This window comes from Mesorhizobium sp. BR115XR7A (assembly GCF_020165315.1).
Lineage (GTDB): Bacteria > Pseudomonadota > Alphaproteobacteria > Rhizobiales > Rhizobiaceae > Mesorhizobium > Mesorhizobium australicum.
The window spans coordinates 150,646-176,178 of sequence record NZ_JAIUHW010000013.1 but is presented as its reverse complement, the minus strand read 5'-3'; the positions used below and the strand labels follow the sequence as shown (position 1 = coordinate 176,178).

Below are 25,533 nucleotides of genomic sequence, written 5' to 3'. Positions count from 1 at the left end.
CCGTTCACCAATCATCGTCGCGGCGCGCGATTTGCTCGAAAAATGGCTATTGTGCCGGCGCCGCGCCGATCTGGCCGGCGACTTCCTGATCGAGCTCCGTGAGGAATTCAGTGATGCGCGCGGCATTGTCGCCAAGGTCATGGCGGCCGTAACGCGAGGCGGAGCGCATGTCGACGATGACCGTGTCGCCGTCATCCGTGACGCGAATGGCGACGTCGGCGGGAAGGCCAAGAACGAAACTCGAGGCGACGGCGGTGATTGTCACCTCCGTCTGTCCGGCGAGTTCGGGATAAGGCTCCGAAAGGTCCCAGCCGCGCCGGTCGAGCACGGTTTCAACGGCATTGACGACGGTCTCGAACGGCAGGTCGTAGCTGCGTGCGGTGACCAATGGATAGCTGTCCGTCTGCAACGTCTGCTCACCCGGCGTCGACGGGGACACTGCGTTCATGTCCTTGGTCCGGTCGCTGACATCGAGCGCGGGCGGTTCATCGAAATCGGTCGAAATGTCCCGCAGCGGCGGATAGATCGTCGCCCAGTAGGCGGCAACGCCGTACGGGGTGAGCACCAGCAGCGCCAGCAAGGCGCCGACGGTGAGATCACGGCCACCACGGTCACCGAAATTCCACAGCCTCGCAAAGGCCAGGCCGGCAAACAGCAGCGCCAGCGCCGCCAGCAGGGCAGCAATGCCCAGTACCCACAGGAAGACCGGCGTTTGGACGAGGCCGAACCGATGGCCGACAAAGTTCGTCAGCAAAAGCACCGCTGAAAAGGCGCCCGTGCGCCGCGACCAGCCGGCAGCCTTCGACGTTTGCCGTTCGGGAATGCTAACCATTATTCTCTGCGCTGCCCCAACCCGGATGGAGGTTTAGTGCCTTTTTGCGGAAACACGCAACATCCTCTCAATCCGTCGGCAAGCGATAGTCCCTGAACTGCTGACGCAAGGTGATCTTCTGGATCTTGCCTGTGGCGGTGTGCGGTATCTCGCCGACGAAAGCGACGTCGTCCGGCATCCACCATTTGGCCACCTTGCCATCCATGAAATCGAGAATCCCGGCCTTGGTCGGTTCCTTGCCCGGCTTGGCAACGACGACCAGCAGGGGCCGCTCGCCCCATTTCGAATGCTTGACGCCGATGGCCGCGGCTTCCGCCACATCGGGATGGCCAACGGCCAGATTCTCCAGGTCGATGGTCGAAATCCATTCGCCGCCGGACTTGATGACGTCCTTGGCACGGTCGGTGATCTGCATGTAGCCGCCGGCATCGATATGGGCGACGTCTCCAGTGTCGAACCAGCCGTCCACGTCGAACTGCTCCGCGCCCGCACCGCCATAATAGGCGCGGGCGACGGCCGGGCCGCGCACCTTCAGCCGGCCGAACGTTTTGCCGTCCCAAGGCTGCGGATTGTTCTCGTCGTCGGTCACCTTCATTTCGACGCCGAAAGGCGGGTAACCCTGCTTGCTCTGGACGTCGAGCCGAGCCTCGCCTTCGAGGCCGGCATAGTCCGGCTTCAAGGTGCACAGCGTGCCGAGCGGCGACATTTCGGTCATGCCCCAGGCATGGATGACCTGGACACCGTAATCGTCCTGGAATTTCGTCATGATCGTGCGCGGGCACGACGAGCCGCCGATCACGACCTTGCCGAGATGGGGAAGCGTCTTGCCAGTCTCCTCCAGATATTGCAGCAGCATCATCCACACGGTCGGCACGGCGGCGCTGAACGTCACCTTTTCCTGATCGAGCAATTCATAGATAGAGGCGCCATCCATCTTGCAGCCGGGCATGACCAGCTTGGCGCCGATCATCGGGCCGCTCTGGCCAAGACCCCAGGCATTGGCGTGGAACATCGGCACCACCGGCAGAATCGTGTCGCGCGACGACAGGCCCATGGCGTCGGGCATGGCCGCGATCATGGCGTGCAGCACGTTCGAGCGATGACTGTAGACGACGCCCTTGGGATCGCCCGTCGTGCCCGACGTGTAGCACATGCCGGCGGCGGTGCCTTCGTCGAAGCTCCTCCAGGCGAAATCGCCATCGACCTCTCCTAGCCACTCCTCATAGGCGACGGCGTTGGGCAGGGTCGTTTGCGGCATGTGCGCCTTGTCGGTGAGCACGATCACTTTCTTCAGCGATTTGACGGCACCCGCGATCTTCTCGAGCAACGGGATGAAGGTGAGGTCGACGAAGACGGCCTTGTCCTCGGCGTGGTTCATGATCCAGACGATCTGTTCGGGAAACAGGCGCGGATTGAGGGTGTGGTAGATAGCACCGATGCCCATGATGCCGTACCAGGCCTCGATGTGGCGGGCGGTGTTCCAGGCCAGCGTCGCGATGCGGTCGCCCAAGGCAAAACCGTCGCGCTCCAGGCGCTGGGCGACCTTGAGGGAACGACGATGAAGGTCGGCATAGGTGGTGCGCACGATCGGCCCCTCGATCGAACGCGACACGATCTCCCGCGCACCATGCTGCCGCTCGGCGTTGTCGATCAGCTTGTGGCACAGCAGCGGCCATTCCTGCATCAGTCCCAGCATACCGGGTTCCTCCATCACGCTTTTCACGGTGCGCTTTTGATCGCATTGTGAAGCGAACCGGGGAATTGTCCAGCGTCCACAAGCGCAGCGGGCGAAAGTCGGAGTTCGAACCTGTATCGGCAAACGGTTGAATCCGGACGGCTTTTTGATTTCGCTTGGCTGCATCGGGCCCGGACCGGCCATCGATGGCGATCTGGCCAGGCGGTTGGCCGATTTGGCATGGGCGCTTGGTCGGCACCAAAGACATCACCTCTATATATCGGCTGAGGGTTCGGCAGGTTTCTCAAGGATTGGAGAATAAGCTGGGACATTAGCCGCGGCTTTTAAATTGCAATGCAGCAATGCTGCCGATCAGAACTTCTGCCAACTATTCCCGCTAAATAGATGCTTGCTGGTGAGGTCGCACTGGCGTAGCTCTTGATCTTCGACTGAGTCGAATCGCCAATGGTGAGGGGTCCGGTTCGCTTTGCGAAGGAACGGCCTGCCAAGTGTAGTGGCGATTGCCGACACGGGCACCTTTCGGGGGAAGGGGAAGAAGTTGAATGTCGCAACATCAACGATTGTCGGAAGCCGGCACTTCCTGTTCAGAATTCGTTTTCAACTCATCGGCGGACTGACATTCGCGATCATCGCGCCAGCACTGATCCGGATAGCATCCTATCCGGACGCGATCTATTCGGCCAATCTGCAGATAACGGTCGCGGCTGCCATCATTGCGCATGTTACCGGCTTTCTTGCCTATCGCCGCATTGGCAATTTTCCGGGCGTGGCCGCGGCCAGCTATATCCTGCCGACATTCGTCCTGTCCTACGGTCTTGTTTTCTTGACGATTTTCTTTTTCCGCTTCGAGTATAGCCGGTTTCAGGCCGCCGCCAGCTTCACGCAGTCCACGCTCTGGTATTTCGGCCTGAGCCTCATGACCCGGCGTCTTGAGCCGTACCGGCTGGCCGTCATTCCCGGCGGCAATGTCGAGCGCCTCAGGGCCCTGCCGGGCGTGCACTGGTTCTGGCTCAAGTCGCCCGGCACCGTTATCGAAAGAGTTAACGGCGTTGTTGTCGATTTGCGTGCGGACCTCGGCGCCGAATGGGAGCGCTACATCGCCGACCGGGCGCTGTCGGGCACGCCCGTCTATCACGTCAAGCAGGTCAGCGAATCGTTGACCGGTCGTGTCGAGATCGAACATCTGTCGGAGAACACGCTCGGCTCGCTCAATCCGAACCAGGCTTATCTCAAGATCAAGCAGGCCATCGACTGGACCTCCGCGCTTGTCCTTGTCGTGGTTCTTTGTCCCGTTCTGCTGCTGGTCGCCCTATCGATCCGGCTGGACTCGGAAGGCCCCGTGCTGTTTCGCCAACCCCGCATGGGCTACCGGGGCAGGATCTGCACCGTCTACAAATTTCGTTCGATGAGGCAGCAGACCGGCTCCGGCAGCGACAAGGACAAGGCGATCACCAAACGGGATGACGATCGCATCACGCGGGTCGGGAGCTTCCTGCGCAAGTTCAGGATCGACGAGCTGCCGCAGGCCATCAACATCCTGCGCGGTGAGATGAGCTGGATCGGGCCACGGCCGGAAGCTGTCGTGCTGTCGCAATGGTATGAGGCGGAATTGCCGTTCTACCGGTACCGGCACATCGTCAGGCCGGGCGTGAGCGGGTGGGCACAAGTAAATCAGGGCCATGTCGCAGCGGTCGGCGATGTCATGGAAAAATTGCACTATGATTTTTACTACATAAAGAACTTCTCACCTTGGTTGGACGTGCTGATCGTTCTCAGGACCATAAAAACGATGTTCACCGGTTTTGGTGCGCGATAGCCAAATCAGGGCCTGAATCCGATCGCACGTGCAGGAAGCAATGGATCTCGCCTCAAGGAAAATAGCTGTCATCGGACTTGGCTATGTCGGTCTGCCGCTGGCTGTGGCCTTCGGGGCGACCAGGGATGTGATCGGCTTCGACATCAACCCGTCGCGCGTGGAGGCACTGAAGCGCGGCGAGGACCATACGTTAGAAGTCAGCGAGGAGGAAATCGCCGCCGCCAGAGGGCTGAAGTTCACCAGCGAGAAAGCCGATCTGCACGACTGCGGAATTTTCATCGTTACCGTGCCCACGCCGATCGACCGGGCCAACAGGCCGGACCTGAAGCCTCTCGTCATGGCGTCGACGACGGTCGGCGAGGTCATATCCCCGGGCGCGGTGGTGATCTTTGAATCCACCGTCTATCCCGGCTGCACGCAGGAAGTCTGCGCACCGCTGATCGAGAAACATTCCGGGCTGCGTTACAACAGCGATTTCTTCCTCGGCTACAGTCCAGAGCGCATCAACCCCGGCGATCGCGAGCACCGGCTGCAGACGATCGTCAAGGTCACCAGCGGTTCCACGCCAGAGGCGGCGGAGGCCATCGACGCGCTCTATGCCTCGATCGTGCCGGCGGGTACGCATCGTGCCTCCAGCATTGCCGTGGCCGAGGCCGCCAAGGTCATCGAGAACACGCAGCGCGACTTGAACATCGCCCTGATGAACGAGCTGTCGCTGATCTTCGGCAAGCTGGGCATCGACACGTCGGAGGTGCTGGAGGCGGCCGGCAGCAAATGGAATTTCCTGCGCTTCACGCCGGGCCTCGTCGGCGGGCACTGCATCGGCGTCGATCCTTATTATCTCACCCACAAGGCCCAGGAACTCGGCTATCATCCCGAGGTGATTCTTGCCGGGCGCCGCATCAATGACGGCATGGGCCAGCATGCGGCGGACCAGACGGCCCGCCTGATGATGCGCAAGGGCATACCTGTCGTTGGCAGCCGGATTCTGGTCATGGGTGCGGCCTTCAAGGAAAACTGTCCGGACTTGCGGAATTCCAAGGTCGTCGACGTCGTCGCGCAACTGAGGCAGTACAATGCCGGCATCGATATCTGGGACCCTTGGGTCGACGCGCAGGAATGCGCACGCGCTTTCGGCACGGCGAGCGTGAAGGAGATGCCCGCCGCGCGCTATGACGGCGTCATCGTCGCTGTCGGACACGCGCAGTTCCGCAGCTTGGGCGTTGCGGGGCTGAAGTCGCTTTGCAAGGACCCCAGTGTAATCTACGACATCAAGGGGCTGTTCCCTAGGGACGTTACGGACGGGCGCTTCTGATGAAGGTATTGGTCACCGGCGCTGCCGGCTTCATAGGCTATCATGTCGCCAGGCGGCTCCTGGAGCGCGGTGACGAGGTTATCGGCATTGACAGCATCAACGATTACTACGACCCGCAAATCAAGCAGGCGCGGCTGCGGCTCCTGGACGAGGCGAGCCGCAAGACCAATGCCGGCTATCATTTCATCCATGGCGATCTCGCCGACAGGGGCGTGGTCGACGGCTGCTTTGCCGACCATGCCTTCGACCGGGTGATCCATCTCGCCGCCCAGGCCGGCGTGCGCTACAGCCTGGAAAATCCGCGCGCCTATGTCGAGAGCAACATCATCGCCTACACCAACATGCTCGAGGCCTGCCGCGGCAGCCGTGTCGGGCACCTGACCTATGCCAGCACCTCGAGCGTCTACGGTGCCAACACCGACATGCCGTTTTCCGAGCATCGGCCGGCCGACCATCCGCTGCAGTTCTACGCCGCCACCAAGCGCGCCAACGAACTGATGGCGCACAGCTACAGCCACCTGTTTGGCCTGCCGACCACGGGGCTGCGCTTCTTCACCGTGTACGGCCCCTGGGGACGCCCTGACATGGCGCTGTTCCTGTTCACCAGGAGCATCCTGGCCGGTGAACCGATCAAGCTGTTCAACAACGGCAACCACACGCGCGACTTCACCTATGTCGAGGACATCGCCGAGGGCGTGATCCGTGCCAGCGACAGCCCCGCCGCGGCCAACCCGGCCTGGGATTCCGGCCGTCCGGATCCGGCGACCAGCAGCGCGCCCTGGCGCATCTTCAACATCGGCAACAACAATCCGGTGAAGCTGACCGCCTATGTCGAGGCGCTGGAAAACGCGCTCGGCCGCAAGGCGGTGATCGAGCTGCTGCCGCTGCAGGCCGGCGACGTGCCCGACACCTTCGCCGACACTTCGGCGCTGCAGGCGGCGGTCGGCTATCGTCCCCGCACCTCCGTCACCGAGGGGGTGGGGCGGTTCGTCGAGTGGTACCAGGATTATTTTGGGCGGGGATAGCGCGAACCGATAAGGAGGCAGTGTCGTTGCTGAGGGGGTTTGTACGCGCGAACGTGGCGGTCTCTGAATATCTTGACAGGGCTTTGCCGCCACGCCTTCGCGCGGACGGCAATAGCACGTTTGCGACCGAAATCGCGCCGGCGCTGCTGTCTCCGGACACATTGGTCTACGATCTGGGTGGAGGCGCAAGACCGCTCGTCAGCCTGCCGCAGAAGCGGTGCCTCGGGCTCGTCGTGGTCGGGCTTGATCTCGCTGCCGAGGAACTGTCCAAGGCCCCCGATGGACTCTATGACGAGCAGATCGAGGCGGACCTTACCGTGTTCAAGGGAAGGCAGGACGCTGATCTGGTCATATGCCAGGCGACCCTGGAACATGTTTACGACGGAGAGGGCGCGCTTCGCGGCATCGCCAGTTGCGTCAAGCCGGGCGGTTTGGTTGCCATTTTCTCGCCGTCACGCAATGCCGTTTTCGCCAGGTTGAACCTGATTTTGCCAGAGAGGATCAAGCGGCGGCTGCTGTTTGCCATCTATCCCGACAAAGGCAGGGGTCATGACGGATTTCCGGCTTTCTATGACAAATGCCTGCCAAGCGAAGTGGAAAGGATCGCGGCGCAAAATGGGCTGGAGCTTGTCCAGCGGCGCCTGTTCTGGAGAAGTTCATACTTCTATTCCTTCGTGCCGGCTTTCCTAGCCTGGCGCCTCTGGCTTGGCATCGCCGCTCTCTTGCTCGGCAAGGATGCGGCGGAGACCTATGCCTATGTCTTTCGGCGAAAACAGTGATCCGTCGAAGATATTCTCCGCCGGTCCTGGCCCGTTTCCGGTTGCGCCTGCTTTCCAACGGGAGAGCTAGAGCCGAACGAGGCGGTATGGCGGCGACCGGGCTTCGAACCGGATGAAGCGAACGAGGAAAGATAGAAAGTCGCCGGGCGGTCCGGATGCCCGGATCGCCGTCTTCATCCCCTCGCTGCGGGCAGGTGGCACCGAGCGCGCGATGCTTACCCTGGCCCGGGAATTCGATCGGCGTGGGCTGGTAACGGATCTCGTACTTGGATGTGCGATAGGTGAATATCTTCCCCTGGTTCCCGACACGATAAGGATAGTGGATCTGCAGGCGTCTCGCATGCTGTTTTCCCTGTCCGGCCTTATTCGCTACGTCAAGGCGGAGCAGCCGCGGGTGATGCTGGCGGCGCTGCCTCACGCGAACATCCTGGCAATAGTGTCGTCCTTCCTGTCACGGCAAGGGGTGCGTACGGTCATATCCGAGAGAAGCAACCTGTCCAGGACCCTTGCGGATACGAAACTGATCCGTGAGAGATTTCTGCCGTTCCTCATGCGAATGACATACGGTTATGCTGACAGGATAATAGCCGTCTCACATGGCGTTGCGGACGATCTGATCAGGCGCATCGGGCTCGACCCGAATTCTGTCGAAGCGATCCACAACCCGTTGGATATAGAACACATTCAGGCACAGGCCAGCGCGCCCATCGATCATCCGTTCGCGGACGAGGACGGCAGGTCCCTGCTGGTCGCCGTCGGTCGCCTCGATTTCGCAAAGGACCATGCCACTCTGATTAGCAGCTTTTCACAGGTCGTAAGGAAACGACCCGTCAAACTGGCGATTGTGGGGGAAGGGCCGCTGCGCGCGTCGCTGCAGACGATGATCGATGAACTCGAGTTGCGTTCCTCGGTCGCCCTGGTCGGCTTTTCGAAAAATCCGTATCCGTGGATGCACCGCGCCGCGCTGTTTCTCCATTCGTCGCGAAGGGAGGGCTTTCCCAATACGATTATCGAAGCCATGGCCTGCGGAGCCAGGGTGGTGAGCACGAATTGCGAAAGCGGCCCAGCGGAAATCCTGGAGGACGGCAAATGGGGGCGGCTTGTCGCGGTGGGCGACGTGCAAGCCTTCGCGGCCGCGATATTGGCCGGCCTCGATGACATCAGCCCACCCGATGTCAGACGTCGAGCCCAGGATTTCAGTGTCGAAAAAGTAGCTGACGCGTATCTGCTCGCGATGGGTATGGGCCTGGCGAGCGCCACCCGAAAGGAGCTCCCGGATTAAAGTCCTGCATGTCATCACCGGGCTGCACAATGGCGGTGCTGAGGCGGCTTTGTTCCGTCTCTGCATGGCCGAGCACACTCATTCGCACGCAGTGGTCTCGCTTTCAGACGAAGGAAAATATGGCCCGCTGCTTCGGGAGGCGGGGGTGCCCCTGACCTGTCTGTCGATGCCGAAGGGAAGGCTAAGCCTCGGCGGGCTCGCGGCATTTCGGCGTGTCTTGTCAGCCCATCCGCCTGATATCGTCCAGTGCTGGATGTACCACGCAAATCTGGTTGGAGGCGTCCTGTCTCGGCTTGCGGGTATCCGGCTGGTGGTTTGGGGAATGCACAATTCCGGTCTGGATCCGCTTGTCGCCCCCTTGGCCACGCGGATGGCGGACCGGGCCTGCGCGCTGATATCCCGGGTGGTCCCGACCCAGATCGTGAGCTGTTCGCAACAGGCGTCACGGCGCCATATGAGTGCGGGTTACTCGGCTTCGAACTGGACGATAATTCCGAACGGTTATGATCTGGCTGTCTTCGAGCCGGATGAGAGGGCGCGCAGTCGGCTGCGTCGGGCCTGGTCGATAGATGAAGGCCAATTCGTCATCGGAAGCGTCGCCCGCTGGCATCCCGACAAGGATCACAGGAATCTCGCCGCTGCCTTGGCCAAGCTGTCCGCGCGCGCCGAGTTCCCTTTCAAATGTATTCTCGCCGGCCCCGGAATCTCTCCTGAAAATACCGACCTTGCCGGACTGCTGGACCGTTACGGCGTTCGCGACAAGGTGATGCTGCTTGGTCCGAGCGACGGTGTTGCCGCTCTCATGAGTGCGTTCGACATCCATGTCCTTGCCTCGAGGCGCGAGGCATTCCCTAACGTTGTCGCCGAAGCCATGGCGTGCGGTACGCCTTGCGTAGCGACGGATGTCGGCGATATCGGCATGATTGTCGGCAACACCGGATGTGTTGTTCCGAGCCAGGATCCCGACGCGCTTTCTCGCGCCATTACAAACATGGCTCTGGAAAACCGTGACTCGCCATCCTGGGAGACAAGACAGCAGGCATGCCGCAACCGCGTCGCGTCCGATTTTTCAGTTGAGCGGATGGCAAGGGCATACAGCGCGCTATGGGAAAGATTGTCTGCCAAGGGCTAGCGCACGGAAACGACCAGGAACAGACAATTATATGTTAAGCTCGCGAGTCATCAGGCAGACGGTGGGGATTGTCATGTTGGAAACCGACAAGCTGTTCGCGGGCTCAATTCCGGAAAACTACGACCGCTACATGGTGCCTTTGATCTTTGAGCCGTTCGCTGCGGATATCGCGCGGCGAGCAGCGGCCCTATCGCCCGGCGCGGTCCTGGAAATCGCCGCGGGCACCGGGGTCGTCACCCGCGCATTGGCGCCAAGACTGTCGCCCGACGCAAGCTATGTCGTGACCGACCTAAACCAGCCGATGCTCGACTACGCTGCTTCGCGACAAACTCCTGATAGCCGCATCGAGTGGCGCCAAGCGGATGCGATGGCGCTGCCATTTGAAGATGCGGCCTTCGATCTTGTCTGTTGTCAGTTCGGTGCGATGTTCTTTCCGAACCGCACGTCTGCTTATCGCGAAGCCAGGCGGGTCCTGAAGCCCGGCGGACGGTTTTTGTTCAATGTATGGGATCGCATCGAGGAGAATGTGTTCGCCGATGACGTGACCAACGCTCTGGCACGGATCTTTCCCGACGATCCCCCGCGCTTCCTGGCACGCACGCCGCACGGCTATCACGACAAGGTGCTGATCCGTCGCGACCTAGAGGATGCAGGCTTCTCTCGAGTGGTGATCGAGACGAGAGCCGAACAGAGCCGCGCATCCTCGCCACGCCTTCCGGCCGTTGCCTACTGTCAAGGCACTGTTCTTCGCACCGAAATCGAGGCCAGGGAAGCTGGAAAACTGGACGCTGCAACCGATTACGCGGCATCCGCCATCGCAGACCGACACGGCAGCGGTGAAGTCGCCGCCAAAATTCAGGCCCATGTAATCATGGCCGAGGTCTAGGTGTCGGCAGGCCCGTTCCGCACGACATGTCGCCCGCCGTACCGCACTCGGATGGCATTCGGAGGGCCGCAGACACCAGCCGGATTTGTGAGCCGCCGGGCGTGAGGATATTGGGAGCTAGGCAATAGGGTGAAGGCGCGGGACGTCAGAAGAGATTACCTGGTTTCACCCTTTGCGCTTACGCCGCAAATGCTTTTGCTTATATCGAGCCTACTTTATTTTGTTCCATTTCTTGCCGGCGGCTTTCAGTACGTTGACGTTGGCGGAAGGAAGTATGATTTTACATATGATTTGGGCACGGGGTATGCCATCGCCGTTTCCATGGTTTGCATCGCCGCGGCGATGGTTGGCTTCGTTCCGAGACGCCAGAGTTTCGAAATTGAGGGAGATAGCCAAGGAGAGTCGTTGATAATAATCGCGATGGTCATTATTTTCGGCGGAATTTCGATTGCGAACCCGGCACTTTTCTCCGCGTCTAAGGCGGATGTTTTATCGTCAACTGGTCGGTTTCAGTATATATTTTACAACGCCTGTATCATCGGCGTGGTCTTTGGGGCTCTGGCCGGGTGGAGGAAATCCAAGCTTGTTATGGCCCTGAGCTGCCTAGGATTAATTTTAACGCTCTATATTGGGCATAGATCCTCGGTTGCGATAACTATCCTATCTTTACTGTATCTAAGATACAGGAATGTTCCGTTGATGATGATAAGAAAACGGTATGTCATCGGCGGATTTTCAGCGTTCTTTTTTCTGGCAGTGTACAAGTCTGTCTACTCCGCGGTGAAGGCGGGGAATTTCGAGCTTGTCGGCCAAAAAATAAAATTCGACCAGTTGTCAGATTCCACCCTTGTCGGGTTGGAGCAGTTCGTGACATTGGCTCATTTGGACCTTATCGTAAAATATAACTACACCTTGCCTTGTTCCAATCTCTGGTTGGTGCCACTTTCTTTCATTCCATTTTCGGATGCGGTCTTCGGCAAGGATGGCTGTACTTACAACGAGCAGGTCCAGCCGCTGCTTTTTCCGGGCTACAGTGGCGGTGTGGCGGCAAATATCTGGGCGGAGTTCTATGCAAATTTCGGATACGCCGGATTTCCGCTGCTCGTCATTATTCTTTCCCTGGTCTGTGTCGCCATCGAGGCAATAATCCGCAACGTGCGCAGCGCGACGCTCAAGTCTGGTCTGATCGTGGCGATCATCCACCTCACATTCTACATCCAGCGCAAGGAACTGCTCGGCGCGTTCATCTCCGCCAAGCGGGTCATCCTTGTGTCGCTTTTCATATTCGGGCTGGTGTATGTCCATCGAAAGTGCTTCCCGCAAGCGCCTGCGATGGAAGCGGGAGTGCGGGGCCTGCGCCGGGACCATGGCTGAGGACATGACGGCGATAGCCAAACCTTCTGGATGGATACGCGCGCGCAGGGTCGCTCGGGACGTCACCATGACCACATCCTCAAGTGGAGTGGCGGCTTTGTGTTCCGTCATCGCGTTGGCGCTCAATGCACGCTCGCTCGGCCCCGGAGATTTTGGCACCCTCGCCGTAATCCAGGCCTATGTCACGTTCATCTCCGGCCTCGCTACGTTTGAGAGTTGGCAGCCTGTCATCAGGCTGTCCGCCAGGTCCCGCTCGCGCCTTGGCCGGGCAGCTTCATGCGGGATCGCGCTCGACGTTTCGGCGGCCGTTGTCGCCACTGCGGTGGCGGTTGGTGGGGTCCTGCTGTTTGGGGAGTCGATCGGCGTATCCCACCAGGATCGGCTTCTGGCGCTGATCTATAGTCTCACCTTGCTGGCCAGCCTCGCGGGCACCCCCAAAGGCGTGCTTCGCCTGAATGGGCGGTACGACGTCATTGCCGGCAATCAACTCGCCCAGGGGGCTGCCGTGGTTGTTGCCTCGCTCGTCCTTTGGGCCATCGAAGCGCCTCTGATCGCCTATGTGGCTGTGTTGGCGGCGATCGGTGCGCTCTACAATCTGGCGCTGTTCGTCCGGCTGCTTGTCTATGCCCGACGCGAGAACATCAAACTATTCAATCCGCTTCGTTCCCGTTCCAGGCGGCGTTTCTTTTGGACATTCCTTGTCATGGCCACCGGGACCAGTGTGCTGTCGACCCTGGTGAGTGCTAGACGACATGTAGCCTTGTTCCTTGTCGCCGGTCTTTTAGGAGATGTTGCCGCCGGCGCCTATTCCGTGGCGTCGCGTCTGGCGACGATGATGTCCCGGCTGACTGGGCCCTTGAACCAGGTGATCTTTCCCGAACTCGCGAGACTGTCCAACGAAGAATCTCCGTCCCGCCTAAACAGGCTGAACGCCCGCATCACGATGGTCTCGGCATGTGTCGCCGCGGGCATGGCGGCGGGCGGTGTCGTGCTGCAAAAATTCATCGTGGTTCTGGCCGCCGGTTCGGCCTATGCCGATGCCTCGCTGCTTTTCGCTATCTTGTTCGCGGCCGAGTGTCTCGGCCTGGCCGGAATGCATTTCAATCCTTTGATCCAGGTTCTGGCCGGAACAAAACCGCTTCTCAAGATCATGGCGTCGGCATTCATCGTCTACCTGCCGCTTTCGTTCGTCCTGTCGGGCTGGATCGGAATTCCGGGTATCGCCTGGGCCGGTCTGATCGCATCGGCGCTGGTCTACACGGCAATGATGGTGGTTTCGCAATTATTGCTGAAAAAGCAGATCCGAATCACGGAAAATATCCCAGGTCTGACAGCTTGAGATACTTGTTTTGCCTACCAAGATACCACACCAATGTTGTGCCTTGGGTGCGCATACTGACCTCGGCCGGGCATCATGTTGCAATCGACGTCGTCGAAACAGGGGCAACGGAGAATTACACACTTGTTTCTCCCAATGTAGTGGCACCATCGGCGCTGTCACGAAGAGTTATGCACATGGGTCCGAGCGATATCCCAAACTCACCCTTTTCCTTTCCCGGTCTTGTTTCCTACTGGAGACATCTTCGGGTCGAGAATCCCGATGTGGTGATCGTGCGCGGCGTGACGCGATGGTTCTGCAGGGTCGCCGCGTTGTGTGCGATTTTGCAAGGCCGCAAGCTGGTTATCTACGATCAGGAGGATGTCAGGCCTCAGGCATGGAGCGGCACATGGATCCGCAGAGCTGTCTTTCGGCAACTCGGGATTGCGCACTTCACGTCACGGCTCCCGTCGAATCCTGGCTCCGTCGGTGCGGGAGGCGCCATGCCCCTGCCATTCGGAAATCCCTTCGAGCCGATCCGGATCGGAGCGCTGCGAGGCAGGCCGTTGCATTCGCCGCCCCGAATCCTGATGGTGGCAAAATACCGGGAGCGAAAGGGGCACAGTTTGCTTCTGAGGGCACTGGCGGTGATCTCGGCGTCCACACCATTCTCCATAACGTTGTGCGGCGAGGAGGCGACGCATTCCGACGCGGCTTTTTGTGAGGCCTTGCGGCAAGAGGCCCAAGCGCTTGGACTGGCGGACAGACTTCGGTTTCAAAACAACATAGCTCATGACAGGATGATCTCGATCTATGCCAGCCATGATCTCTTGATATTGCCCTCGCGTACGGAACCTGCCGCGGTATCTCCCGTCGAGGCCGCCTGGGCGGGATGTGCCGTATTGATGTCGCGCGACAGCGGCACGAGGCATTACCTCCCTGCGGGGTCCGGGTTCGACTTTGACCCAGACGACCCGCAAGACATCGCTCGCGCGGTTGCCGGGCTTATTGCCCGGCCCGAGGACCTGCGGCTTGCAAGGGATGCATGTTTCATGCGCATTTCTTCAGTTGCCGATGATGACGTGATCTTGCGGTTGTTCGAGACTTTTGGGACTGGAACCGTGCGGACGCGCGCGTCGATGAGCTGAAGGACATCCGGAGGGGCGGGGAGTGGGGTCCGAGGTGGGAAGGAAGATTGTCATCTCGATCAACACGTCCTGGAACGTGGTCAATTTCCGCAAGGGCCTGATCGAGGCGTTGCGGCGGCGCGGCTATGATGTCGTCGTCGTCGCGCCGAGGGACGAGTATTCATCCTTGATCCCAGGGATGGGTTGCCGCCACGTCGACATCGAAATCGACAATTCCGGCACCTCGCCTGCTCGCGACCTTGCGCTTCTGTGGCGCTACTGGCTTATCCTGCGCCGCGAGAAGCCGCTGGCGTTCGTAGGCTTCACCATCAAGCCCAACGTGTTCGGCTCGATGGCTGCAAACCTGAATGGCATTCCGGTCATAAACAATGTTTCAGGGCTCGGCACTGTCTTCCTCCAGGGCGGCCTTCTCCAGGGAATCGCCAAAGCCCTTTATCGCCTGGCGCTGGCCCGTTCGAAGGTGGTCTTCTTTCAGAACGACGACGACCGGATGCTGTTCGTCGGCGCGCGCATCGTGCGCAAGGAACGGACCGCGCTGCTGCCCGGCTCAGGCGTCGATCTCGCGCGCTTCTCGCCGTCGCCGCGCCAGCGCGCGCCGTCCGGTGCCATCGTATTTCTGCTGGTGGCTAGGCTGCTATGGGACAAGGGTGTCGGTGAGTTCATCGAGGCTGCCCGCCTCGTCCGTCGCCAAGCGCCTGCGGTGCGCTTCCAACTCCTTGGCTTTCTCGATGTCGAGAACCGAACCGCGGTCAGCCGCGCCGAAATCGAGCAATGGGTCGACGAGGGTTTGGTCGAGTATCTCGGTGCCACCGACGACGTTCGCCCTTTCCTGGACGCTGCCGATTGTGTCGTCCTGCCTTCCTACAGGGAGGGTACCCCACGCTCACTGCTCGAGGCGGCCGCGATGGGCAAACCTCTGATCGCCACGGACGTGCCCGGTTGCAAGGAGGTGGTGGACCATGCCGTCAACGGTTTCCTTTGCAAGGTCAGGGATGCCAGCGACCTGTCGGCACGGATGATCGATTTCGTGACGATGGACGGCCACTCCAGGGACGCGATGGGGAACGAGAGCCGGAAAAAGGTTGAACGGCAGTTTTCGGAAACGATCGTCGTCGAGAGCTACATGCATCAGATAGAGAAGCTTACGGCTGCCGCAACGTGATGAGCGGCCATCGCCGGCCGTGAGCCGGCTGACACCGGATCTATTTCCGTCTTAGCGGCCGATCGCCGGGGCTTCATGAGCCGCTGCCAGTCCACGATTGTCCGACCAGGCGCAAGCTGCCGTGGCTGCATCGGTGATGGTGAACCACCTTCCCGTTCGCCAAGTCTGATCAGGAGCGCTCGCGCGCAGTCACGGGGCAAAGGATATCTCAATTGTTTTTCGGGTAATCTGAAATTCGCCGGCGATAATCAGAACTTTTCATGCGCTATTTCTAAAATGGTGAGCTCCCAAAGGCACGAGGCAAGTCAAAATTCTAGCGCCGGCGCGAAACAGGTTGGAATTGTGGCAAAAAACTGTTACGCGCTGATGTCATGAACTTTTGATTTGCAAGTTCCAAGGAGCGGCTTCGAGAGAAGGGCAAAACGAATGAATCTCATCGTCAGAACCGTGGTGGTTGGATTTGTTGTTTCCGTCGGTTTCGGTTCCGCTTCCGCATTTGCTCAGAAAGCATCTTGCAGTTGCGCGACTGCCTATCATGGTGCGTCAAATCCGGTTGGATCCATTGTTTCCGTCAATGGCGATGTGATGGTGTCGCAGGCCGCCGGCTACGGCCCGGCCAAGGCAGGAAATATGCTTGATTCCGGCAGTCGTGTGGTGGTCGGGGCCAAGGGGTCGGCGTCCGTGGCCGTTGGCGGCTGCAACCTGGATGTGCCGGCGAGTTCGAGCCTGGATGTCTCTCGCGTCGAGGGCAACATCTGCCTCAAGCTGGTTGGCTCCGAGCAGACCGCCGCCATCCAGCAGTCTGGCGGAGCGGTCGGCGGTTTCGGTCCGCCCGAGGGAATTTTTTCTGGTGCGCTTCTTGCGACCGGCGTGCTTGCGGCTACGCAGGACGACGACAGCGCTGTCAGCCGTTGAAGGCTGTGGCCCATTGCCGTGATTGGCCGCGGCGCGCCGATAGTGTCTTTAGATGGGTTCGTTAACTATATTGCATTAGTAGTTGTTGAAATAGTGTGGGCGATCCTGGCGGGGAATAGCTGGTTTCGATGGGGCGGAAATGACGGGTCGAGTTGGAGTTGTTATTGCTTTTGTAGCGCTCGCAGCGGGAAATGTATTGTTTGCCGGGTCCGCGGCTTTCGCACAGGCAGCGCAGTGTTCCTGCCTTGCGGCCATACCGGTTTCGGGAAGTGTGGTCGGCCAGTTGACCAACGTCCAGGGTGACGTGCGGATGTCACAGGCTGGCGGTTATACCGGTGTGAATGGCGAGGCGCCGGTCTATTCGGGCGCACGCATCATGACGGGGGCGCAGGCTTCGGCTTCCCTGGTTGTGGGCACCAATTGCGCGTTCAACGTTCCGGCGAATGTGACCGTCCAGATCGACCCTGCCGAGGGCGGTATGTGCGTGTCGTTCGATGCACCGCAAGCCGCTGTCGTGCCGGCCGGTTCCGAGCCCGGCGTTTTGCCGGTTCTCCTCGGTGCCGGTGCGATTGGCGGTGGCGCGGCCCTTCTTCTCGGCCTGCAGGATGACGATGACGCCGTCAGCCGCTAGTCGGTCCCCAGCGTTCCTGTTCTGCGTAAGCTTGTGAAATGCGTCATTCGCCGCCATGCGGGTGATGCGTTTGTATTTTGTCGAGGCAGCGGCATCGCTTTGCCTCCATGCAGACAGAAACGCCAATGATTGACCTGCATTCCCATATTCTGCCTGGTCTCGACGATGGCTCTTCCAGTCTGGCTGAATCGCTCGAAATGGCGCGGCTGGCAGCGGCTGATGGGACAACGCATATGGTGTGCACCCCGCACGTCATGCCCGGCGTCTATGAGAACGGCACGACAAATATTGCCCAGGCAGTCGAGGCGCTGGTCAGGGAACTTGCTTGCGCCAGCATCCCGCTTGTCCTCTACGTCGGCGCCGACGTTCATGTTTCGCCTGATCTTCCCGACCGGCTGAAGCTCGGCAAAGTGCCGACGTTGAACGGATCGCGCTATTTCCTCTTTGAGCCACCGCATCACATCTTGCCGCCGCGGCTCGAGGATCTCGCTTCCCGCCTCGTTGGCGCGGGCTATATTCCGATCCTGACCCATCCTGAACGGTTGACCTGGATCAAATCGAACTATGACGTAGTCGAGCGATTGAACGCATTGGGCTGCCTTATCCAGCTCACGGCGGATTCGGTCGTAGGAGCCTTTGGCCGGACCGCTCTCTACTACTCGGAAAAGCTGCTCGACGAAGGCAGGGTGGACATCATCGCATCCGATGCGCACGGCCCGTCGAGGCGTCGGCCGGGGCTTTCCCAGGCGGTGGTCGCCATCGCAAATCGGTGCGGCGAAGATGAAGCCTACAATATGGCGGTGAAACGCCCGGGCGCGATATTGCAGAATCAGCCGCTCGCGCCCATTGGAAAAGTGAGCACCAAGAAATTGTATGCCGGCAGCGCGAGCCGTTTCGGCGGATTGGGTCGGCTGTTCAAGAGCGGGTCTCTGGGATGAACATTTTCGATCTTGCCAGAAACAATGCAGGTATGCCGACGCTGGCCGCGTTGCTTGCACTCTCTGCTTGCGCGAGCTCTTCTTCGACATCATCGACGGCCTCCGTCGAAGCGTTGCAACCGACATCGTCTTCGACGGCCCTTGCCGGCGGTGGTGCGCTGCAGGTGGTGAAAGACCTGCCAGCGCCGCAAAACACGCAAAATGGCAGCGAGCAGCCGCTGTCAGCCAACGACGTGCTCGAAGTCAGCGTCTTCCAGGTCGATAATTTGAACAGGACCGTTCAGGTCGATGCCAGCGGCCAGATTTCCCTTCCGCTCATTGGCGCGATGACCGCGGCCGGCAAGACCGTTCGTCAGCTCGAGAAGGAAATCGAGACCGCGTACGGCGCAAAATATCTGCAATCGCCCGACGTGACGATTTTCGTGAAGGAATCGGTAGGCCAGCGCATTACGGTCGACGGCGAAGTCAACAGGGCAGGCATCTATCCGGTGTCCAGCAGCGCTTCCCTGCTGGATGCGATCGCACTCGCCGGAGGATTCAATGCTGTCGGCGACGCCGGCAAGGTCTTCGTCTATCGCAATTTTGGCCAGAGCAGGCTGGTCGCCAACTACAATGTCGAGGAAATTCGCGCAGGCAAGAATCGCAACCCGCGCATCTACGGCGGCGACGTGATCGTCGTTTTCGCTTCGAAGTCGAAAATCGCGATGAACAATCTCAAGGACGCGTTGGGTCTCGCCTCGAGCGCGGCCCGCATTGCGGTCATTCCATAAGACAGGCACGGCCGGCCACGGACAAACCAGGATGACTTTGCGCCATGCTCGATCGCAACAGGCAGCCCCAAATTGCCGGCCCCGGATATGGCCAAGCCCTGTCCGCGGATCTTTATTACGATGGGGCGCAGAATTATAGCCCGTATGGTCGTGACTATGCCGCCCAGGACGAGGGCTTCAATCCGCTCCGTTTGCTGTTCTATGTCATCCAGTATCGCTGGCTGATCGTCATGATGGCCGTCGCGGGCCTCGTCGCCGGTGTCATTGTGACGATGATGCAGACACCCAAATATCAAGCGACGACGCAGCTGGAGGTTCTGGTCCCTTCGGCAAAGGTCTTCCAGGACATTGAGGTGGTTTCCGAAAACAGTGACGTCCGGGCGTTTCTGACCGCCCGGGAGAAATTGAAGAGCAGGGCCTTGGCGCAGCGCGTGGTCTTTCAACTGGGCCTAGCCGAAAAGCCGGACTTCCTGTTTCCGACTCCGAGTTTTTCAATAGGCAACATCTTCTACCGCGCCTTCGGAATTTCCAAATCGCTCTCGATCCAGGAAAAGACGCCCGAAGAGCGGGAAGGCATGGCGATCAAGCGCGTCCTCGATGACCTCACGGTCAATCTGGTGACGAACACCAGCCTGCTGTCGATCACCTTCGTCGACCAGAAGCCGAAATATGCGAGCGATGTCGCCAATCAGGTCGCCCAGAGCTTCATCGATCAACGTCTCGACCAGACCAGCGAGACGTCGGATCTGGCAAGGCAGTTCATTCAGGAGCAGGTCCTGCAGGTCAAACAGAAGCTGCAGAAGTCCGAGGAGGAACTGGTCGCCTATGCCAAGGATGCCGGCATTACCGTCACCGGCGACAAATCGCTGATCGGGTCAAACATCGAGGCCCTCAACACGGCACTCGCGACCGCAATCCAGGAGCGTCTCGATGCCGGGCGGATGGTGGATCAGGTGGACAAGGGGCGTGGCGCCAGTCTCGGTCCGGTTCTGGAGAGCGAAGGCCTGCAGAAGCTCAGTGAAAAGCTCGCGGACCTCACAAGCCAATACCAGCAGAAATTAGGCATCCTGAAACCTGGCTTTCCAGAAATGCAGCAGTTGCAGTCGCAGATCAAGGAACTGCAGCGGCTCTACAACAATGGCGTACTGGCGATAACGGACTCGCTACGGTTGAAATTTCAGGAAGCGCAGAACAAGGAAGCCGACCTCAAGGCCAAGCTCACGGAGCTGGAAAAGCAGCAGATCGTCTTCAACGACAAGAACATCAAATACACCATCCTCAAGCGCGAGGTCGATTCCAACCGGTCGCAGTATGACGGCCTGATCGCCAAGCTGAACGAAGTCGGCGTGAGTTCTGAGCTCAAGACGCAAAGCGCTGCCGTTGTCGATTTCGCGACCCGGCCCTTGAGCCCTTATTCTCCTCGCCTCAGCATCAATCTTGCAATAGCCCTGGCGCTGTTCATGGCCTTGAGTGCGTCGATCATCTACATCGTCGAATTGCTCAACAACACCTTCACAAATCCGGAGCAGATCGAAAAAGAACTCGGATTGGCCATGCTCGGCATCTTGCCGCTCGTCGATGACCGGGAACTCATAGCCAGCATAGCCGATCAGAAGTCGGGGCTTTCGGAGGCCTATCGTTCGTTGCGGACGTCGCTGCAATTCTCAGGAGCGGAAGGGGCGCCGCGTTCGCTGCTGGTGACCAGCTCCGAACCGTCGGAGGGTAAATCGACCACATCGTTCAAGCTTGGCCAGGATTTTGCCGCTCTCGGCGCAAAGGTTCTGCTTGTCGACGGTGATTTGCGCAAACCCAATCTGCATCGGCTGTTCGGCCTCGACAACGCGATCGGCTTGAGCAATCTCCTGACAAACACCGTTCGCAAGGAAGATCTGGCCGGTATCTTCAGAGCGACGAAATATCCCAATGTGACTGTTCTGACGTCGGGGACGATACCGCCGAACCCGGCGGACCTGCTCTCTTCGCCCAAAATGGCGCTGATCATCACCAATCTCGGCAAGCGCTTCGATCTGGTCATCATAGATGCGCCGCCCGTCGTTGGCCTTTCGGATGCGCCGATCCTCGGCCGGCTTGCCGAAGGCACGCTGATGGTGATTTCCACCAACCAGGTAACCCGCAAATCCGCCAAAACGGCTCTGAAGCGTCTACGAGCAGCCGGAGCGAATGTCATCGGGGCAGCGATGTCGAAATTCCAGGTGAACAAGTTCGACTACAACTACGCCTACAAATACATGAATTCCCAGTATTACGAATACGGCACGAATACCCCGAAAATCGAGGGCAAAGTCGATGGTGGAGCAGGCCAGCCCGCGCATGCAAAGTCTCCTGCGTTCAGGCGTTTGGTTCGTCGCCTCCGTTCTGGTGTTGATGGCTTCGTCGAACGGGCTAAGTCGTCTTCTTGAGACGGGAACGCCGAGCGTCTCTCTCGCGCTGGATCCGTTGAACGTAGATGCTTTGATAGGCGAGATCGCCGGCGAACTGAACCAGACGAACGACGGTGCCGATCTCGATGGGTTGGCCGCAAAGGCCCGAAATGCGCTTCGCTTCAACGTCGCGGATGCACGCCTCTATAGCCTGATCGGTGAGATCAAGTATCGCCAGGGCGAGAAGGACCAGGCGTTCGAACTCTTTGATCGGGCTCGAATGCTGTCCAAGACCGAAATACACGCATTGCAGAGATCCATCGATCGCTCCGTCGAGACGGGCAACCTGGTAAGGGCTGTAGCCGAGATCGATATCTTGCTGCGTCGGTGGCCTGATCAATTTTCAACCGTGGCCGCCGGTTGGCCGGCCATTCTCGCCAATCCCGAAGGGTACGGGGCCGTGCTCGCCGCCATCCGGGCGGAGGCGCCATGGCGGGGCAAGCTTTTTTCGACCCTTGGCCAGAACCCCCAGGGTTTGGCAGCCGCAAACCAACTGTTGCTCGATCTCGCGGGGTCCCCGACGTCTCCAACGTCCAACGAATTGTCGGCCGTGATCGATGGCTACATCAAGCAAAGGCAATATGACCCGGCCTATCGGCTGTTTCTCTTCAGCCTGTCCGACGAGGAACGGAAACTGGGCGGCTACATTTTCAACGGCGGCTTCGAACCGGTCCACAGCGGCAAACCATTCGACTGGGTGATACACGACCGGTCGGGTATGGAGATCACCTTCGCCGGATCGCGGGATGCAGGTGAAAGCGACAGCGGAGCGACGATTCGATTTCTGAACACGCCCGTCAAGAACGCGGCGCTTCAGCAATTTATCGAACTTCCTCCTGGCTCCTACAGGATTTCCCTGAACGCTTCGGCCACGAATCTCAAACTGCCGAAGGAATTGTTCTGGTCTCTCAGATGCGTCGCTCCCTCACACGAGATCGCGCGCTTCAACATACCGGAAGGCACCTTCAACAGGCGAAGCCTGAGCCTGGACTTCACGGTTGGGCCGGCGGCGTGCCCGATGCAGTTGCTGAGACTGGAAACGGCCGCGATCGCACAGAGTTGGCGGTTTCGGTATGTCGGGACGTTGGTCATGCACAAATTGAGCATCGAAAGTGTATCGTCGTGAGAGAACGGTCGCGACAGCCCACGCAGTGGGATAAATATCTTCTTGGCTCGGTGCTCTTTCTATCGATGCTGATTGGTGGCGGCACCGCGAGCGGTCTGTACACCGAGACGCTGATCGAGATTGCGGCGGTCATCTCCGCCGCGGCGATCCTCTCGAGGCCGTCGCAACAGGCAATTCCCCGCGCCGTGTTGTGGTTGCTTGCTCTCGTGGTTGCGGTGTTCTGTTTTCAGGTCGTGCCGCTGCCCGGCGCCCTGCTCGAGGGGGTGCGGCCCGCGGTGCTGCTTGCGGATCCATGGCTGGATGGCGCAAGCCGGTTGCGCTTCGTCAGCGTCGGAGTGGGGCGCACCATCGAGTGCATGCTCTATTTTGTCGCGGCCGCGGCGTTCTTCCTCGCCGTCCTGCGCCTGCGCGCTGAGCAGGTCCACGGTCTTCTGCCGTTCTTTTTCATGGGGGTGATCTGCAATGGCCTGGCGGCGGCGATCCAGTATTCGCTCTCCGATACCGTTGCCATCGAGGGACTGCTGCCGTTTACCATCAATGCGGGTCTCTTTGCCAACCAGAACCACTTCTCGGCCTTGCTCTTCGTCTCGATCCCCTTCGTGGTTTATTATGGCTTGTTCCGCGGCCACCTTCTTTCAGGAGCGCTCGGTCTAGTAACCCTCCTGCTGCTGCTTCTGGCCGCCGGTTCGCGGGCCGGCATTTTGATCGGGCTGGCGATCACCGCCACCTCCGTTGTCTTCCTGTCCGCGCGCTCGATGGTTGGTGGTTATGGCATCCTCGCGGTTTTCATCGGTCTTTCGATCTACACGATCGGCGCGTGGGCAAAGATCGATGCCAAAGTGGTCGACCCGGCCTTTGGACGAGCCGAATTCGCACGGACCACGATTGAGGGAATTGAACAGAATTGGACCACCGGTGTCGGATTTGGTGCTTTTCAGAAGGTTTACCAGATCCATGAAAAAGGCAGCATGATCTTCAAGTCTTATGTCAATCACGCGCACAACGATTATCTGGAATTGGCGTTGGAGGGCGGTTTGCCGGCTATCCTGCTGATGGTTGCCTATGCGGTGCTGCTGTCCGCATCGTCAGCTAGAATTCGCGGAGAACCGTTGCAGAAGGCGGCCTTTCTGTCGCTGGCTTTTCTGCTCGTTCATTCCCTCGTCGATTATCCCTTGCGAACCGCCGCCCTTGCGATGACGTTTGCCTGTTTGAACGGTATTGTCTTTCACCGCGGTTTTGCCGATCGGCTCGACCAGAGGGATGAACCGGGCAAGGCCAGCCGCCGTGACGAGGACAATCTGCTTGTCCCGGCCAAGGCATCGGCCTTGCCAAGGTAGAACCAGGTGGGTTCGGCCGAAGCGGGAGGCGCCGGTAGACCGGTATCGAACCCAGCCGATGCGTTTGTTGCTTGCCGCGATTGACAAGCCAATGCATGAAACCTAAGCACAGGCCCTGAGGGGAGGGACTTAGGCATGGCAAGGAGAGCTTCTTGAAAGGAATCATCCTTGCTGGAGGCAGCGGAACGCGTCTTTATCCGTTGACCTTGGCAGTCTCTAAGCAAATACTCCCAATATACGACAAGCCCATGATCTATTATCCGCTGAGCGTTTTGATGCTCGCCGGAATCCGCGAGATTTTGGTCATTTCCACGCCACGGGATCTGCCGGTTTTCCGCGATCTGCTAGGCAACGGATCGGAATTTGGGCTTGAGCTGACCTATGCCGAGCAGCCGCATCCCAATGGTCTGGCGGAAGCCTTCATCATCGGCCGTGATTTCATTGGTGCGGATAGCGTATCGATGATCCTGGGCGACAACATTTATTTTGGCGATGGGTTGTCGAAGCTTTGCCGCACGGCGGCATCGCGTGAAAGCGGCGCTTCGGTGTTCGCCTATCATGTCGAGGATCCCGAGCGCTATGGCGTGGTGTCTTTCGACAAGGCGACCGGAACCGCGCTGACGATCGAGGAAAAGCCACAAAAGCCGAAGTCCAACTGGGCCGTCACGGGTCTCTATTTCTACGACAACGATGTTGTTGAAATCGCCTCGACGATCCGGCCCTCGGCGAGAGGCGAGCTCGAAATCACGGCGGTCAACAATGCCTATCTCGAGCGTGGCCAGTTGCAGGTGCATCGGCTGGGACGCGGTTATGCCTGGCTCGACACAGGCACCCATGACAGCCTGGATGACGCTTCTTCGTTCGTGCGCACAATCGAACGCCGCCAAGGCATCAAGGTTGCCTGTCCGGAGGAAATCGCCTTCGAACAAGGGTGGCTGAGCGCTGACGAGGTGTTGCAGCGTGCAGCTCGCCTGGGAAGGAACGAATACGCCGCCTATCTACGCCGACGTGTCGTCGAGCTGTCGGAGGGCTAAATGCTCGAGGTGAGATCCCTTGGCATCGAAGGTCTGCTGGAAATCATTCCCAAACGCCATGGGGACGCGCGCGGTTTCTTCATGGAAACCTACAATGCCGAGCGTTTTTCGCAGGCCGGCATCGACCTGGTTTTCGTGCAGGACAACCACTCCTATTCCGCCGCCGCGGGCGTGCTGCGCGGGCTCCATTACCAGCTAGCGCCGCGTGCCCAGGACAAGCTGCTGCGGGTGATCCGCGGCAGCATTCTCGATGTCGCCGTCGACATCCGCCGCGCCTCGAAGACCTTCGGAAAATGGGTCCCCCTCGAAGTGTCGGCGCAAAAAGGCAACCAGATCCTGGTGCCCAGGGGCTTCGCGCACGGCTTCGTCACGCTCGTGCCCGACACCGAGGTGCTGTACAAGGTGACCGACACCTATTCGCCCGAGCACGACCGGTCGATCCGTTTCGACGATCCTGCCATCGATATCGAGTGGCCGTCGCTGGCCGGCGGCTTCCAGCTTTCGGACAAGGACCTCAAGGCGCCGCTGCTCGCCGTCGCCGAGGTATTCGCCTGATGGGTGTTTGCGTGAGGACTG

The 25,533-nt window shown here is 59.6% G+C and carries 22 protein-coding genes; 20 read left to right on the top strand and 2 right to left on the bottom strand.

Going from position 1 to position 25,533, the window contains the following annotated elements:
- Window positions 1-46: 46 nt before the first annotated feature.
- Window positions 47-832, bottom strand: a complete 786-nt coding sequence (locus tag LB557_RS25490) for a DUF1499 domain-containing protein (protein ID WP_140663254.1) — start codon at window positions 830-832, stop codon at window positions 47-49.
- Between the two features lie 67 nt (window positions 833-899).
- The gene (locus LB557_RS25485; RefSeq protein ID WP_140823850.1) at window positions 900-2,528 is read right to left on the bottom strand and encodes a fatty-acid--CoA ligase; all 1,629 of its coding nucleotides are present in this window, start codon (window positions 2,526-2,528) and stop codon (window positions 900-902) included.
- A 538-nt stretch (window positions 2,529-3,066) separates the two neighbouring features.
- On the opposite strand from LB557_RS25485, the gene LB557_RS25480 reads away from it, so the two are divergent.
- The 20 genes from LB557_RS25480 (at window position 3,067) to rfbC (ending at window position 25,512) form a co-directional block, all read left to right on the top strand.
- Complete coding sequence (locus tag LB557_RS25480; RefSeq protein ID WP_224526043.1) at window positions 3,067-4,344, top strand: sugar transferase; 1,278 nt, start codon at window positions 3,067-3,069, stop codon at window positions 4,342-4,344.
- Window positions 4,345-4,384: 40 nt separating this feature from the next.
- Window positions 4,385-5,659, top strand: coding sequence for a nucleotide sugar dehydrogenase (locus LB557_RS25475; protein WP_224643868.1), 1,275 nt, complete (start codon window positions 4,385-4,387; stop codon window positions 5,657-5,659).
- On the top strand, window positions 5,659-6,684 hold the full coding sequence (locus tag LB557_RS25470) for an NAD-dependent epimerase (RefSeq protein WP_224713121.1): 1,026 nt from the start codon (window positions 5,659-5,661) through the stop codon (window positions 6,682-6,684). Before LB557_RS25475 ends, LB557_RS25470 begins: the two co-directional genes overlap by 1 nt.
- Window positions 6,685-6,767: 83 nt before the next feature.
- Complete coding sequence (locus LB557_RS25465) at window positions 6,768-7,463, top strand: class I SAM-dependent methyltransferase (RefSeq protein ID WP_224713120.1); 696 nt, start codon at window positions 6,768-6,770, stop codon at window positions 7,461-7,463.
- 112 nt (window positions 7,464-7,575) lie between these two features.
- Window positions 7,576-8,745 carry a glycosyltransferase gene (locus LB557_RS25460; RefSeq protein WP_224643577.1) on the top strand — a complete coding sequence of 390 codons (1,170 nt, stop codon included), beginning with the start codon at window positions 7,576-7,578 and terminating at the stop codon, window positions 8,743-8,745.
- A complete protein-coding gene (locus LB557_RS25455; protein WP_318013369.1) occupies window positions 8,678-9,877 on the top strand; it encodes a glycosyltransferase in 1,200 nt (399 codons plus the stop codon). The genes LB557_RS25460 and LB557_RS25455 overlap by 68 nt, the downstream gene beginning before the upstream one ends.
- A gap of 73 nt (window positions 9,878-9,950) precedes the next feature.
- On the top strand, window positions 9,951-10,763 hold the full coding sequence (locus LB557_RS25450; protein WP_140663246.1) for a class I SAM-dependent methyltransferase: 813 nt from the start codon (window positions 9,951-9,953) through the stop codon (window positions 10,761-10,763).
- Window positions 10,764-10,892: 129 nt separating this feature from the next.
- Window positions 10,893-12,137, top strand: coding sequence for a hypothetical protein (locus LB557_RS25445; protein WP_224643576.1), 1,245 nt, complete (start codon window positions 10,893-10,895; stop codon window positions 12,135-12,137).
- Complete coding sequence (locus tag LB557_RS25440; protein ID WP_318013368.1) at window positions 12,061-13,476, top strand: lipopolysaccharide biosynthesis protein; 1,416 nt, start codon at window positions 12,061-12,063, stop codon at window positions 13,474-13,476. Before LB557_RS25445 ends, LB557_RS25440 begins: the two co-directional genes overlap by 77 nt.
- 47 nt (window positions 13,477-13,523) lie before the next feature.
- Entirely contained in the window at window positions 13,524-14,603 is a 1,080-nt protein-coding gene (locus tag LB557_RS25435) for a glycosyltransferase family 4 protein (protein ID WP_224643575.1), read from the top strand.
- A gap of 34 nt (window positions 14,604-14,637) precedes the next feature.
- A complete protein-coding gene (locus LB557_RS31780; RefSeq protein ID WP_224643574.1) occupies window positions 14,638-15,765 on the top strand; it encodes a glycosyltransferase family 4 protein in 1,128 nt (375 codons plus the stop codon).
- Window positions 15,766-16,191: 426 nt separating this feature from the next.
- Window positions 16,192-16,680: a hypothetical protein gene (locus tag LB557_RS25425; RefSeq protein WP_015318732.1), complete on the top strand. Its 489-nt coding sequence runs from the start codon at window positions 16,192-16,194 to the stop codon at window positions 16,678-16,680.
- Window positions 16,681-16,876: 196 nt separating this feature from the next.
- Entirely contained in the window at window positions 16,877-17,311 is a 435-nt protein-coding gene (locus tag LB557_RS25420; protein WP_224683664.1) for a hypothetical protein, read from the top strand.
- A 125-nt stretch (window positions 17,312-17,436) separates the two neighbouring features.
- Window positions 17,437-18,249, top strand: a complete 813-nt coding sequence (locus LB557_RS25415; RefSeq protein WP_224643572.1) for a tyrosine-protein phosphatase — start codon at window positions 17,437-17,439, stop codon at window positions 18,247-18,249.
- Window positions 18,246-19,019 (top strand): polysaccharide biosynthesis/export family protein, encoded by a 774-nt coding sequence (locus tag LB557_RS25410; protein ID WP_140618675.1) that lies wholly within the window; start codon window positions 18,246-18,248, stop codon window positions 19,017-19,019. The genes LB557_RS25415 and LB557_RS25410 overlap by 4 nt, the downstream gene beginning before the upstream one ends.
- 44 nt (window positions 19,020-19,063) lie before the next feature.
- The gene (locus LB557_RS25405) at window positions 19,064-21,439 is read left to right on the top strand and encodes a GumC family protein (RefSeq protein ID WP_224643571.1); all 2,376 of its coding nucleotides are present in this window, start codon (window positions 19,064-19,066) and stop codon (window positions 21,437-21,439) included.
- A complete protein-coding gene (locus LB557_RS25400) occupies window positions 21,327-22,586 on the top strand; it encodes a hypothetical protein (RefSeq protein WP_224643570.1) in 1,260 nt (419 codons plus the stop codon). The genes LB557_RS25405 and LB557_RS25400 overlap by 113 nt, the downstream gene beginning before the upstream one ends.
- Before the next feature lie 65 nt (window positions 22,587-22,651).
- Window positions 22,652-23,923: an O-antigen ligase family protein gene (locus tag LB557_RS25395; RefSeq protein WP_224713119.1), complete on the top strand. Its 1,272-nt coding sequence runs from the start codon at window positions 22,652-22,654 to the stop codon at window positions 23,921-23,923.
- 152 nt (window positions 23,924-24,075) lie between these two features.
- Window positions 24,076-24,957, top strand: a complete 882-nt coding sequence (gene rfbA / locus LB557_RS25390; RefSeq protein WP_015318725.1) for a glucose-1-phosphate thymidylyltransferase RfbA — start codon at window positions 24,076-24,078, stop codon at window positions 24,955-24,957.
- Entirely contained in the window at window positions 24,958-25,512 is a 555-nt protein-coding gene (gene rfbC / locus LB557_RS25385; protein WP_015318724.1) for a dTDP-4-dehydrorhamnose 3,5-epimerase, read from the top strand.
- The last annotated feature ends 21 nt before the right edge of the window (window positions 25,513-25,533 follow it).